A 14,321-nucleotide genomic window follows, 5' to 3' on the forward strand; every position below is an offset into this window, starting at 1 on the left:
ATTCGGGTCTCTTTTTGTAATGAGGTTAATGATTTGGTTTTCTTTTATTGTAACATACAAAACTGGGAAAAAATTGACGGTTTTCTCTTTTATTGTTAAAAGATTGTGAAAAGTGGATTAACCACAGCAATCGCACCTGTCCGTTTAAAATTTCACGTATCGTAATAATAGATCATTTTGCAAGAACAGAGCGGAGACAGGGGGGGATTCCCTCTGCCTTCGCTCATTCACGGGGGATCCACTTCCATTCTTCACAGACGGTACAGTAAACGTAAACATGGGTCATTGTTACCGCTCCTGGTCTTCGGTACCATAACGCCTTTCCAAAACAGTCATTACATCGATAAATCTTCGTCATTCTAATCAAAACCTTTCTTGGTTAAATTTATTTACAAGTTCAAATTAACCCTTGTGCGAAATATTACCAGTCTTGTAAAAAGTGCCAGAAAAGGTTATAGGGCAGCAAAAAACACGCCATAATTAGCGTGTCAATTGGATCACGTTATCTTCTTCAGAATCCCGATCTCCCAAGTTTTCGAGTTTGTTTATAAAATAGATCCAAATGTCCTGTATTTCTTTAAAATGTTGGAATTCCGTGTGTGGTTTGTAGTCTATTCTTAGTTCTTTCCCTGTTAATGTATTTACGTAATTAAATGTATCGAACAAAACTTGACCATATCTGTTTTTTCCTTCTGTTGTGTCTGTATAAAAAAGGTCCGCTGCTCTTGTTTCTGGTACTATTTCTTCTTCTTTCTGCGAATATTTCGCTACATTCTTCTTTATTTCTCTCCAAATCTGTACCCCATATTTCATTTGTATGTTCATTTTCCGTTCCTCCCTGAAAAGTGTACTGGGAAAACATTTCTGTATTAGTATATTTTCTCCTTCTTTGTCTGTATTCTTTTTCCAAAAAAATACGAGGTTCGACACGTCTTCGTCAATTTTCTGTTATAAAACCACTACGGAATTACTACTATACATAGAATTCAAAAATGGAAAGAAGGTGTTAATATGAAATATACAAAATATATCGTTACATTTGCGATTACTGTTAGTGGAACGGTATTAGGAAATGTAATTAGTCATTACATAATCTCCATGTTATAAAAAGAAACCAGGGATCGTTCCTCCCTGGTTTTTTATATTTCTCTTTCTGGTAAATCGGATTCGATATCTTGTAATCTTTTTTTCTTTTTCTTATCTTTTATCTTGTATTTATCTATATTTAAATCGTCCATATTTCCAATTAGGCGCACGATATCATCGATTTCTAGACCATTATCTATAAATGTCTGAACGGCTCTCTGTCGGAGCGTTGTGGACGTTATACGTAGTTTTCGCAGTATCTCCATAACTGTTACTTTACTAATCCTCTTGTACCGATTAGAAACAAATAAACTATTATTAAATACAAATGTTTCGTTCACGTAATTTTCGATTGCACTCAAACAAATTCCAAAAAATTTATCGTTCAACACGATCGTTGCTGTTTTAGATTCGAGAGTTCCATCTCTTTTAAACTGTTCTCTTGTTTTCTTGTAGTCTTCCCACAACATTTTACTTCCATAGGAAGGTGCTATTTCGTTACGGATCTTTTCTTCTAATCTTTTTGTAGTAAAACCAATTTCCCACTTTTCTATTTCTACTTCTTTATCTTTCTTTTTACGGAATGTAATGTAATTTTGTATTAAATTGTATGTTTTTTGATTCAGTGGGACAAAACGATCCTGAATTTGAATTCCTGTTATTCCATTTTCGATCTTAATATCATCGAAATCACACTGCAGCAATTCATTAATTTCGGAACCTGTTTCTAATAACAATTTAAATAAAATGTAGTTTCGTTTTTTATCACGAAGCTTGGACAATTTAGGAATAATTTCGTCCCGTGTTGCTACTTCTAAATACTGGTTGTACAATTCTTCTTCTATTTGTTCGATTGTTACCTTTTTTATGATTCCTTTGTTTTCTGTGTGATTTTCTAGCATTTGTATTTTCTTTTTATCCAGAAAACGTTGCTTATATCTGCAGTAATCGAAAATAACGGTCATTAATCGTTTTAAGTAACTTGTTTTTCTATCTTCCTTCTGAACTTTATATACAATAAAATCGTTTATATCTTGTTCATCGAAACAAGTCATACGATCGATTTTGTTATCAAATAGATAACGGAAAAATGATTCTAATCCATCTAAATAAGATTTTTTCGTGCTGGCTGCAACATTCAATGATTCTATGTATGTTTCGAAATCATTCCTTACAGGCAAAAAGAAGTTCTGGAACTTTTCATTAAATTCTTCTATTTGTTTTAATACGATAGGGATGTCCTGATATGTTTTTAATTCTCCAAATGATTCTTTTCCGTGCAATTCTATTTCTGCAATTTCAAGTTTCTTATCTTTTCCGCTTAAAACATCCTGCAAACGGAATGGCTTTCGTAATTCTTCGTATTTTTTCTTTAAATCATCATAAATCAAACCGAAAATCTTCACTTGATCGTAAAATGTATCTTCTATTGTTTCCTCAAAAATAATAAAAGGGATTTCGTCCGGCAGTTGTGAGTAATGAATTTCGATTAATCGAGTCTCCCTTTTTCCATTTAGTTCGATTTTTAATAGAAAATTAAAGAACGTTCCTTCAATATGTTGTAATTCAATCACACGATACGTTTCATAAAAAGGTACAATTGCATTTAACTTCTTATATCTCATAAGATTCGCCCCTCTCTTTCGTCTTGGTACAAATACGTTATTTTCCATACAGTAAATTTTTATTGTATGTTTAGTTTATAATTATTTCGCAAAAAATCAAGCTTTTCCTTCCCTTTCCTCCGCTATTATCGGCATTTAAAAAAGCCCGAAGGCTATCATCCTTTTAAGTGCGGCGCACTTGTCTTCCCGAAATCTCGTCATTATTCTTCATCCAAATCAAGTGAAAGTTGCTCCCACTGATCGCGAGGTAATTCTTCTATTTCCTCTGGTTCCTCTTCTTTCTCTAAGAATTCCATTGTTCGCTGAAGCGCTTCTTCGACGTTCTCTTCTACTTCTTCTGTAATCTCTTCTGCTTTGTTTTCTTCTCTTTCCTTGTGTTCGTAAATGTCCGTCACCGAACTTCTTGAGTGGCTTAAATAGAGCGCTACAGCCATTTTTTTCAGTACCTCTTCATCTTTGGAAACCAAACTAGCATATGTATAACGTTGTTCTTTTACGACTTGTCCTGTTTTTGGATCGCGCACTTTTTCTTTCTTATAAACAGCATGTCCGTCTTTGTTGTAACATTTTAAAATTCGCTTGTTATTTTTATCTCGTAAAAATCGCTCTTTGTCTTCTACCGGGTTTAATGGATGATATTCTGTTCCGTCTGCATGGTATTTTGTGATATGGTTCACTAGTTTTAAGATGGTCCCAATGGTTTCGTCTTTTGTGTAACTTTCCATTTGCTGTATGCGATAATCTCTGTGAGCGTATCGAAATTCGTGGAAACCCTTGTAATCGACACCAGCTCTACTCGCTGCAGTTTTGACGATTTTCTCCATATGATAACGACTCATGTGTCCGTAGACTGGATCATCAATTTTAAAAGCGCCAGATTCAAAGAGTTCCTTGTAAGATTCGCGTACTTCTTCGTTCGCATCGGTTGTTAAAACACGACCACCTTTCAGTTTTTTTCCCTCGTAAAAGTCGATTGTTTCTTTTGGTTGTTTTTTCTGTGTATCATACAATTCGTCCCAGGTTATCAAACTTAAATGTTCATGACGAAAGCCCATATACGTTAATGTTTTTAACATAGATTGTCCCACCGGATCATCATCCATTACTTTGATCATCTTTTCGCACTGTTCTAATGTATATCCCTTTCGCCCGTCGGTTTTCCCCTTGCCGCGCACACGATCATATAGGCTCACAGTTCCAATTTCTTTTTTTACAGATTTGAAATCCAGGTTTTCATGTGCCTTTATTCCAAAAGCTGAAGTACATTCGAAAATCTTTTTTATATCATTACAGTATTTTTGTACCGTAGAAATGGCGAGAGGGACTTGTTTTTCTTCATCTTCTACGAAATTATCTTTAAATCTACCTAGTAATTTATCTTCTGTGTAAGAACGTACGTGTGTAAGTCTCACATGGCATAAATCCTCCATTTTCTTTGGTTTGTAAGGAATTTCTCCATTTTCGTACTGTTTCATCGCATTGGAATGGCTCTTTACAACGTGTTTTGTAAAATTAATAGCTGTTTTATCTAATCCGTTTTTTGTAGACATGCTCCATATTCCCGTTGCATGGTTATTATGATCAACGAAATCTTTTTTTGTTCGATCGTCAATTCGATTTTCTTCGATGATCATATTAGATTTCTTCAAGGCTTTGTGAATATTTGATATGAACTTAAAATACATTTGTCTTTCATCGTGGGTCCAACCGAACTTGTCCGAAATCCCTAAATCATCCCAAGTTTGCCACTTAGATTTTTTATACGATCGTTTTTGGCGTTTTTTTACTGACTCTTTTATTAAGGTCTTACGCGATTTCTTTCTTCCCAAGTCAATCACCACCTTTCTTATGATAATGTTGTATTTATAATAAATGGAAGTTTTTGAATCGTATCGTGATAAAAAACAAGTTGTTCGATTTGTTTTTTTATTTCTTTTTTTGTTCTTTTATGGTTTTCATGTATGTACAAAATTTTGAAATTCTTTGAAATGAATGGATTCCTCGATAAATGATGGAATTCTTTCATTTCCCATGTATTCATTATAGGATCAAAGTAAAAATTTATATAAAAAAAGTTGTCATTTTTTTGTTCGAATCGAAAAAACACTTCTAACAATCGATTCCCTCCGAAAGCTGTCTTGTATGCATGCGTTAAGATAACGATTCGTTTTGTATTTATTTTTTGGAACGGAAATTGTTTTTGGTTGGTTTTTTCTTGTATGAATGAACGTTCTATCATCATGGAATATCGAAGATGACTCATTCAATTACCTCCTTCCCAAGCAAAAAAAGTCTTTTCGTTCTTATGTTTGAACGATTTGTATCCATGAATGGATTTCGTGTGTGTTTATATCATAAATGTGGAAAATTGCAAAAAAGATTGTCGAAAAAGAAAAAGTCGAAGCTGGACTCGTCAGCTTCACCACGCCTGCATTTCGCTGCAGACTTCGGTAGAGGCGGGTGTAATCGACTCTGGTGTGCGCAATCTCGTGTTACCACGATCTTTCTTTGCCCCAGAGTCGAGAGCGTTACCCCTCGACTCTTAACCTCAGAATTGATTGTAATTTGTGCCAAGCACAAATTACCCCAATTCTGAAGTTAAGAGTCGGCAAAGATGTTGTCTCCGTTGACTTCGTGCCTCGCTCCACATTCGCTACCGCGAATGCGAAACGAGACACAAATCCAACGTTCGACAAGCAGACGGATGCTGATAAATCAGCATCCTGTCTGCGTTTTCGCCCCCTTTTATGTGCCGCGTTATCACGCAGCACATAAAAGCGATCGAAAACCGAAACACCATGACAAAAAGACGCACATTAATGGTAAATTCAAAAAAAATGTGGTTTGTATTAAAAGTTCTTCTTCGCGATGAGGTCACTCTAAAACCGGATCTTAGAAACTTGCTATTGTACTACTTCCTCAAGGCTAAAAGCTGCTTATCAACATTATTTTCTTATTTTGTTTTAAGGCATTTTGTTACCCTCCAATAATTTATTTTTTTGTTATTTGTTCGCTTTATCTCCTCCTCTTTCTCCTCTCGTATATTTTTTATCTATTTCTCTTTTCCAGTTTTCTTATTTTCATCTGGTATCTGTTCTCCCCGTTCAGGCACTGACAGACTTTTTTCCTTCACCAAACTTCTATAAGTTCTGGTGTAAATCACTCCTCTCAAAGATTTTTGTGTTTTTGCCACTTTGCTTGATCAGTTTGCAAAGCTTGTTCTTTCTGTTTTGTTGTGTTGATCAGTTTCACTTCAATCCATTAAGAACCCAATGTGATCTCCTCCTTTATGATCTTTTCTACATGTTTGATGGAATGCAAAAAGCCACGTAATCTCTTATTTTTTCCGTGGTAATTCGTTTTTTATTTATTTGTTTCTATTTGTTGCGGTAAATCTGAATTTCATTTTGTCAATTTATTTCCTTTTTTTATTACTGTTGTTGCATGTAAATCTTTAAAACTCGTTATTACTTTTTTGTTACTTGTTGTTTCTATTTGATACATTTAATCCTTTCATATTTTTTGATCTTTTTTCCTTGTTGTTACGATAAATCTTTGATTTATAAAATCGGTTTTGCTGTGAATCTAATACTGTTTATTGCTTTGTTATTTTGATAAAGCTTGAATCTTGTTACTTGTGTTGCGGTAAATCTTTTTAAATTTTTATTGCGTTTGTTACAGGTAAATCTTTAAAAATTGGTAATTTAATTGTTGTGAGATCCTTCAGCGAAGTTCGTGATGGTCCTCTTCGTTTGACGAAATATTGTTTATTAATATACGTCTTTCGTAGTTTGTTTTTTGTGAACTGCTATGATGGGCGAGTCACGAAAATAATCGGAAATTGATTATAAAATAGTTAAATCCCCATTATTTTAGCATAAAATTTGTAAATTTGTGGAAAAAAGTAAATTTTGTCGTACAATGAAAACATGAGAGGTGATGACCGTGAAAGAAATTAATATAACGAAAGAAGAAAGAGATGTATTGAAATTATTTATTAAAAGATCTTCGATTTTTCCATCTTTGAAAATAGTAGAAAAAGATGTGAATGAAGACGAAAAGCTTCTATTGAGGTTTTCAGAAGAAATGACTTATCCGGGATTGGAAAAAGATGTTCTAGCTAGAAACGAAATACATATGAAATTCTACGATGAAGAAAAAACTTTTTATCCACATATCCCACCATGGGGTTTCTTAAAAGCACTTATGCATGATCATGAATCATATGGTTTAGGGTTATGGAGAGTAGGGAGATTATTCGGTGAAAAAAGAAGAAAAAAAGGCGATACGCGTTTTACAGACTTCGATTGCCCGAGAGAAAATAAGGAAAATTATTATTTATTAGTGGAAATTCAGCCAGATGGGAGCAAACCCCATATACATGTCACAGTAGATGAAAAGAATCAGATGGACCCAGAATCTACAGATCCACGCTGGGTTGAAAGAATGGCGGAAAAAGAGAAATACGAACTTGTACTCAGAGTGTACTTCCTTGAATATATAAAATTCCTGGACAGATACGAAAACATACATAATAGTTTCATATTAGGCAACGATATGGAAATGTATAAATTAAAAAATTATTTAGATGACACAAAACAATTTTTGACAGAGATCTCTTTTTATCTTCAAATCTTATATTACTGTTATAGAAAGGTTACGAAGTTTCAATATCATTGTTTAAAAGAAATCATTTCTATTCATATAAAGATGATCGAGGAAGCTTTGGAAAAAATAGAAACACACAGAACAAACAAAAAGATCGATATTACAGATCCTAATTTTAAATATAATGTGATGGATTTTTATGAAAATGGTGGTGGTGACAATGTATTCGTAAAAATAAAGGATTTCATGAATTCATTTTTAACTCCACGTAAAATGAATATAAAGGATGAAAAAGATATTCTTACATTATTGACAGACTACAGCAAATTCACGAATCAGAGCGGATACCTTTCTATTCTTATTGAAGAAGATGAAGTGTTGATCTGCCCAAGTTTTTATGAAGTCTTACGCACGTATAATTTAACAGGAAAATCTATGACGAATGAATTTCAACAGCATACTCAAATGAAAGAAATCAAAGAATTTATATTAAATAAACCTTATACCATTGTTAGCAAGGAAGAAAATACGAAATTGATCCGAGATTTGCGAATCCATTGGGATTCCGTAAAGAATAAGCCTGATGAAATAGAAGACGAACCGGAAGAAAAGAAGGAAGACGCGGCGCCGCAGCTAGAAGATAACGAAGAATAGAGAGGATTTGCGTCCTCTTTTTTTTGCAAAGATATATTATTTTCCATACAGTATAATTTTACTGTATGGAAAATAATACTAAAAAACGCATAAGAACGGGCTTTCTTACTCAAACTATGGATAGGTGTATGAAGAGTGTATATACAGTGGACACACGAAATGAATGGCAAATAAGGGGGATTGTATATGGAAGATGAGCGAATTTCAAAAGATGTTGCTGCAGTAGACGATTATGATTATTTTTTCGAATTGTATGAGGAAGAACAACGAAGAAATGCCTTTCCGGAATGGATAAGAGAAAGAGGGTTAGAAAATGAATTATGGGTTCGATTGCGCTGGGGAAAATAATTGATTGACAAAGATATAAAAAGAATTATAAAGAAACAGGGCAGAAAAAGAGCGAGTTTTTGTCCTGTTTTCTTGTTACACTTGTATTTTGGTCTTTGTTTTGGAACTCCTAAGAAGAAAGGTTACGAATTCGTAGGTTTCGTTTGAAATCAGACGTGTCCCTAGTATGTAGGAGGGAAAAGGTCGACGGACTGTTCGTTAAAAACCCTTTCAAAACTATAAATGCTATTGTGGGACCTACATCTTAAACACAATACAATCTCACTTATGTAAGTTTTCCGTTAAAGAACTGTGAAAAGAGAAGTCAAAACGACTTCTTTTTTATTTATCGAAAAAACGAAAAGGATTTTGTTCGATTCGAAGAAATATATAAGTGTTCCAAGTTAATTTCATTTTAAATTCCATGTCATATCAACTGTGTGTAAAAAAGAGCCTTTTCCCAGGCTCTTTTTTCTTTGTTCTATGTTTTTAGTCCATTTAGTTCGTATAAAGCATCCTTATCTTCATATACTGAAGTAATGTCATTTACAGTCCGCATGGTTAATATAAAATTCACATCGTAAGCAAAAAACTTAAAAAATTCCCAATTTACAATCCAAATTGTTCTTATAAAATACAGGAAACAGAAGGAAGAATGCACAAAAAACCGTTTTCACAATCCGAATAGTTCACATAAAACGAAAAATTGCTGACCAAACACTTCGTATTTCAGCGATATTTGTTTACAATCCACATAGTTGCAAATGCTTCTTATATCACTATGTTTTAGTATATACATAAAATAGATTTATATACTATTCTCTATTCTCTATTCTATAGAAAGAATTTCTCTGAATTCAGAACCGGAATCTGATTTTCTGGTTCGAAAATCGACTCTCCCGATGTACCGTTCTAAACTGATCACGGGATACTTAAATCTGTGGAAATCGGAGTATACAGGCTCGTAACAAAATATCGTAAAGTATTCATCGAAATAATCTAAATTGACATACATAACGACGTCGTGATCCCGGAACCATAAATAAACGCTTGTGAGTGGCATGGTTTTGTTCAAAAATTTTGCCGCAGCTTCTTTTTTTATCTCTTCGAATTTTTCTTTTGTTATGATCGTATTGAAATGATCCATGATAGGTGGTTTTATAGGATAAAATTCATTGACCACGGCTTTCAATTTTACTTTTTCGAATTCTTCTTTTGCCTTTTGAAGAAAAAAATATAGAACACGTTTTGAAATGCGCCTTTTTATGAATCCTTTATCCCCATATTGAAGAACACGAATTCCCGAATCGTCTAAAACGACAAATATCTGTTGTTCTTCCCTATTCCTCGTCACTTTGTACTCGTAATGTACGCTGAATTCGACAAGCTTCCCTTTGTTTGTATATATCTGAAATTCATTTATGATTATGTTTTTCAATTGGATACACCTCATTACAGTGTATGTGCGTGATCGCTGTTTATTTGGTATATAAATAAAAAAGAACCTGCTAATGGCTCTTTTTGGACCTTTACTGTAAGGTACTTGATATTTAATCGGTCGAGAAACCACGTCGAAAGACACGTTTTTATCTTTACTATAAGATAAATCGAAAATTTTCATACAATCAATCTGCTAAGTCTGAAATTTTCATCTTTTCTATAAAAAAACTATCTTCCGTTGTCTTCTTTACTCTTCTTGTTCCAAGATAATGCCCAGGTGAGGAACTTTCTGAAATACATATCCTTGAACATTGCTTAGTATTCTATCTTTGTCTGTATCTTTCGCACACGTTTTACACAAAACATAAGGGTACATATATTCTGTCCTAAAGGCAATTCCAGCAGTAACAGAACCAACCTGTCTTACTGTATTATTGACTACTTTCATTTTCTGTTGGCAGCCAGGACATACATCATTATAGTAATTGAAAAAAGTGTCATCATACTTCATTCCTGATTCTTTTGCTGCTGAAGGCAGATTTGATACCATATAAGTTGTTTTTTTATCATAAAATAATCGTATCGCCAAGATGAACAACCTCCTCTTCTATAGAAGGAAGTTGTTTTATTTTTTATGAAATCCTTGTTTACTTAAATAACGATTTTAATCGTTCTGCTTTAATTTCTTTTATTAAATCGTTGTATTCAATCTCACTAAAAAAACCACTATCGAATTTTTGTTTTATTTTTTGTTCGATTTTGGTTAAATCTTCTTCTATTGTTAATACGAACTCTTTCGTTCCTTCCAATGTATCCGTCACTATGCATTCTTTACAATCATCTCCGTTTTTGAATAAAACAGAATCGATTTTACCATGTTCTTTTTTTGAATTGCTGAAATGGAACAGATACCTAGTGTTCTCCATTCCTGCAGCTTCTTGAAAGATAAAAAAGTAAAAACTTTTTTCATCTTCTCGAATATGACATGTTAGTGTTGGATCGTATTCATTTGCGATTTTTAAAATTCTTTCTTTGATTTCTTCTGGATCAAAGGTATCAATAATTTTAAGCACAGCAGCATCAATCCTTCGTTAATAGAGTAGAAAACTATACATACGATATTCTTCTATTGTATGTTTAGTTCCTTTGTGTTTTGAAAAAACACTCCTTTTATTCGATTGATTGTGTATAAAATTATTAATACCGTAATTTTATACTGTATGGATAATTTATTTTTATTTCAAAAAAACAATGGATCACTCCACTGTAATTTCTTTTGCTTCTAAATCTTTTATTTTCTTCTCTAATCGCTTGATTTTGCGATCTTTTTTATCATTCTCTGTGCGTTGTTTTGTAATGGTTTGATCGTTTTCTTTCACTGTTGTTTCTAATTCATTCTTTTCTTTTAACAGCTGCTCTAACTCTTCTGTATTTGTCTCTGCAGCAACATCTTTCGTTTCGCTGATCAATTGGTCGTTTTGTTCTTTCAATACACTGTTTTCTTCTTTTAATTGTTTTAGTTGGCGCTCTGTCTCTTCTTTTTCTTTCAGTGTTTTTTCGTATTTGATTTTGGAAGGGCGTTCTGCCATATCCTTATTATAACCGTCTAATAGTTTGCGATTTTGTTCTGTTAAATGGTCGTTTTTAGCTTGTAATTCGTCTACTTTGTTTTCTAATTCCTGGATCTTCTCTAGTAATTCTACTGCATCTTTTCCTTGGTTGTTCTCGATTTGTATCTTCAGATCTTCATATTTCTTTACTTCGCTATAATAACTGTTTTTCCAATCTTCTGTTGTTTGGCTTTCTAAACGAATGAAATTTTCGATGTCCTTCATTTCTAATTGATACCCTAGTTTCCTTGGGGTATTGAGGTTGATTGGTGTTAATTCGCCTCTTCCGATGACACGATGTACTTTTCTTTCGTTCCAAAATCCACCCAAACGTTCCTCCAAGATAGCAGCCGTTTCTTTCACTGATTTTAATTTTGGATCTAAATCCGTACGTCCAGTCATTTTAATTTCCGTATCTTTTAAAACGTCTAAGATTTCTTCTTCACTCATGCCCTTGGCAGCCAATACTTGTCTTAAAACTTCCTGTTTCTTTTGTTCTTCTTCTTTTTTTCCCATCTTCTTATTCATCAATTTACATCTCCTTTTTGACAACAAAATTTTTGTGTTTCATGTATATATATTACTTTACGTTTCTATTATGTTAATTTAAATATACGAGAAATTTATCCAATCGTCAATAGAGATTGACAATAAAAAATAAGTGCAATTTATATTGCACTTAAATAAAAAGGGAATAGAAATATTGATTTAACAATGATTATAGGGATGTTTTCTCTTTTTGAATTGTGAATACGTTTTTCATTTAATTGTGTTTTCCGCTTTACATCGAGGAGAAAAATGGAAAAGGGGGTTAACCATCTTTCTGATCTCTTCTATTATATATGCATAAAACGATTGTTTTTAATTAATGTAAAATGATATTTATTTTTGAAAACAAAATAATTTGTCTTATTTATTATTTGTGATTTTAATGGGTAATGTACAAATTAAATTTACATATCATTATGTGCATTCAAAACAAAATGAATGGATTTTTTGTAGTTGTAAATTATATTTGTTGAACGAGTTTCTTCTATTATATATAGTTATTTGTTATTTTGTTTTGTTGATGTGTAAAAAATACATAACAAAGCTCGTCATTCTTCGAAACAAAACTGTTCTTCCTTTATATATAGCGGTCTGAAGCCTCATTTACTTGAGTAATTGAAGCTTTTTTTCATAGGGCAATAATATTTTCCATACAGTAAATTTATATCGTATGTTTAGTTCTAATTTCATTTCCGCAACAAAAAACGAACCTGTTACAGTTCGTTTCCTTGCACTAATGCATTCATTTCGGAAAATTCTTCTTGAATATGATCGAATTGATGGGTGATTTCTTCGAAATTCTTTTTCAGCTGATCTAAATTCGAATTATTTTCTTCCGATACGACGTTTAAATTGACCAATTGCTCTGAAGTGCCGCTAATTGAATCTTTTAAAACGTTGATTCGATTAAATATGTTCCGTATTTCTTCTTTTGTTCGCATGCTTGTCTGAAGTATTGTTTCAAATACCTCTTCTACCTTATTGCTATTTTCTAATGTTTTTTCTATATACAGCTTAGAACTGTTCGTAATGTCTTTACTTTCCTCTGTTTCTTGTTGTACTTCTTGTAGGATAGTAGAAATTTCAGTAGTGCTTTTATTAGATAGAAACGCCAATTTTTTGATCTCACCAGCCACGACGGCAAACCCTTTTCCATGTTCTCCGGCTCTTGCCGCTTCTATACTCGCGTTTAGCGATAACAGGTTGATTGTATGAGAAATCTCGTTAATGGATCTGATAATGCTTTGTATATCCTCCATTTTTTGATCTAAACGATTTGCTGTTTCTACGTTTTGTAAAAAAACGTTATTTAATTCCTGGATAATATTTTTTAATTCATGAATTTCTTTGGAAGAATCGTTTATAACAATTTCGCATTCTGTATTGTATTTCATTAATCCGTTTGTACTTCCTTGAATATCTTCTGTTTGTTCCTTTATGTTTACAAGATGCAAAGATACTTCTCCCATAGAATTTCCCTGCATGGCAAATGTATCGTTTAATTCCGAGAATGATTGATTCATTTCTTTTGTTCCAGAATTCAGGACGATCACGTTTTGATTTAATGAAGTTGCGAATTTATCGATTAATTTTGTATTCTCTTTGTTCTGTTTATATGCTTTTTCTACAGCTGCAGCATCTTTTACCGCTTTGTCTGATGTATGCTTGATTTTTTGTTGTAACTTAGATGTGAAATAACAAGAAAATGTAAGAAGGCTTGTTAGAACGATATAAGAAAACAAGAAATAACATAGCAATTGTACTTTTTGTTCTCCGAATGCTCCAGGAATGAATATAAACGTAACAATTAATTGAGTGACTGCTATGATCCCGGATAGTAGTGTGTTCTTCCAATTCTGATATAAAATCGTCATTGCAAGACAAACGGCAAGAAATAACAGGTTTCCGATATTTTGATCTTTAAAAATATAAATGATAACAATACTATTGATCCCGATCGTATACCAATAAGTAGCCGCTCTTTGAAAATTTCTTTCTATTAAATAGTACATAATCACAGTCACGAAGATAGTCGAAGATGTAATCGTTAAAATAAGGTTTAGTGGTTTCGCCATTAAATAGAGCATCAACATATTAATACTGGCAATGACCAATAAGGAATACAACATAATCCTGTTCTTTTCATAAAGTGTTTGATCCAAAAAGTTCACCTCTTCCCTTTTGACGACGTTATCCTACTCATTTAAATCCATAAATCAAGTTTTACTGTTGTTTAAAAGAGAATGTACTGTTTTCAACGATTTATCGTTGTTTATTAAGGTGTACCTTTGCAGAAGGCAAAAAATCGAGGTTTTACCGTGTTATAAAGGTATAGGTTGATATTTTATAAATATTTGTAAAATGCTCTTGACCTTTACAAATACTTTCCCTATATTGAAAGTAAGAAGAGGGGGAATTACAT

11 protein-coding genes are annotated in these 14,321 nt (G+C 32.9%); 2 read left to right on the forward strand and 9 right to left on the reverse strand.

Annotated features, from left to right (window positions below):
• Nucleotides 1-480: 480 nt before the first annotated feature.
• The 4 genes from NST14_RS30690 to NST14_RS30705 form a co-directional block, all read right to left on the reverse strand.
• Nucleotides 481-825 (reverse strand): hypothetical protein, encoded by a 345-nt coding sequence (locus NST14_RS30690; protein ID WP_319611252.1) that lies wholly within the window; start codon nucleotides 823-825, stop codon nucleotides 481-483.
• 314 nt (nucleotides 826-1,139) lie between these two features.
• Nucleotides 1,140-2,711, reverse strand: a complete 1,572-nt coding sequence (locus NST14_RS30695; RefSeq protein ID WP_341119644.1) for a tyrosine-type recombinase/integrase — start codon at nucleotides 2,709-2,711, stop codon at nucleotides 1,140-1,142.
• Between the two features lie 200 nt (nucleotides 2,712-2,911).
• The gene (locus tag NST14_RS30700) at nucleotides 2,912-4,540 is read right to left on the reverse strand and encodes a hypothetical protein (RefSeq protein ID WP_000532783.1); all 1,629 of its coding nucleotides are present in this window, start codon (nucleotides 4,538-4,540) and stop codon (nucleotides 2,912-2,914) included.
• A gap of 17 nt (nucleotides 4,541-4,557) precedes the next feature.
• The gene (locus NST14_RS30705; protein ID WP_000018996.1) at nucleotides 4,558-4,974 is read right to left on the reverse strand and encodes a hypothetical protein; all 417 of its coding nucleotides are present in this window, start codon (nucleotides 4,972-4,974) and stop codon (nucleotides 4,558-4,560) included.
• Nucleotides 4,975-6,650: 1,676 nt separating this feature from the next.
• Between NST14_RS30705 and NST14_RS30710 the strand changes: the two genes are divergently transcribed.
• Nucleotides 6,651-7,973, forward strand: a complete 1,323-nt coding sequence (locus NST14_RS30710; protein WP_445662297.1) for a hypothetical protein — start codon at nucleotides 6,651-6,653, stop codon at nucleotides 7,971-7,973.
• A gap of 186 nt (nucleotides 7,974-8,159) precedes the next feature.
• On the forward strand, nucleotides 8,160-8,321 hold the full coding sequence (locus NST14_RS30715; RefSeq protein WP_154214301.1) for a hypothetical protein: 162 nt from the start codon (nucleotides 8,160-8,162) through the stop codon (nucleotides 8,319-8,321).
• Between the two features lie 808 nt (nucleotides 8,322-9,129).
• Here NST14_RS30715 and NST14_RS30720 read toward each other — a convergent pair.
• The 5 genes from NST14_RS30720 to NST14_RS30740 all read right to left on the reverse strand — a co-directional run bounded on the left by NST14_RS30720 (nucleotide 9,130) and on the right by NST14_RS30740 (nucleotide 14,061).
• Nucleotides 9,130-9,738: a hypothetical protein gene (locus NST14_RS30720; protein ID WP_319611257.1), complete on the reverse strand. Its 609-nt coding sequence runs from the start codon at nucleotides 9,736-9,738 to the stop codon at nucleotides 9,130-9,132.
• 249 nt (nucleotides 9,739-9,987) lie between these two features.
• Nucleotides 9,988-10,329: a hypothetical protein gene (locus tag NST14_RS30725; RefSeq protein WP_001007742.1), complete on the reverse strand. Its 342-nt coding sequence runs from the start codon at nucleotides 10,327-10,329 to the stop codon at nucleotides 9,988-9,990.
• A 58-nt stretch (nucleotides 10,330-10,387) separates the two neighbouring features.
• Nucleotides 10,388-10,813: a hypothetical protein gene (locus NST14_RS30730; RefSeq protein WP_000912539.1), complete on the reverse strand. Its 426-nt coding sequence runs from the start codon at nucleotides 10,811-10,813 to the stop codon at nucleotides 10,388-10,390.
• 183 nt (nucleotides 10,814-10,996) lie between these two features.
• Entirely contained in the window at nucleotides 10,997-11,878 is an 882-nt protein-coding gene (locus NST14_RS30735) for a hypothetical protein (protein WP_001035782.1), read from the reverse strand.
• A gap of 734 nt (nucleotides 11,879-12,612) precedes the next feature.
• A complete protein-coding gene (locus tag NST14_RS30740; RefSeq protein ID WP_000372946.1) occupies nucleotides 12,613-14,061 on the reverse strand; it encodes a methyl-accepting chemotaxis protein in 1,449 nt (482 codons plus the stop codon).
• Nucleotides 14,062-14,321: the final 260 nt, after the last annotated feature.

Source organism: Bacillus sp. FSL W8-0519 (genome assembly GCF_038005585.1).
In the GTDB taxonomy this organism is placed as follows: domain Bacteria; phylum Bacillota; class Bacilli; order Bacillales; family Bacillaceae_G; genus Bacillus_A; species Bacillus_A paranthracis.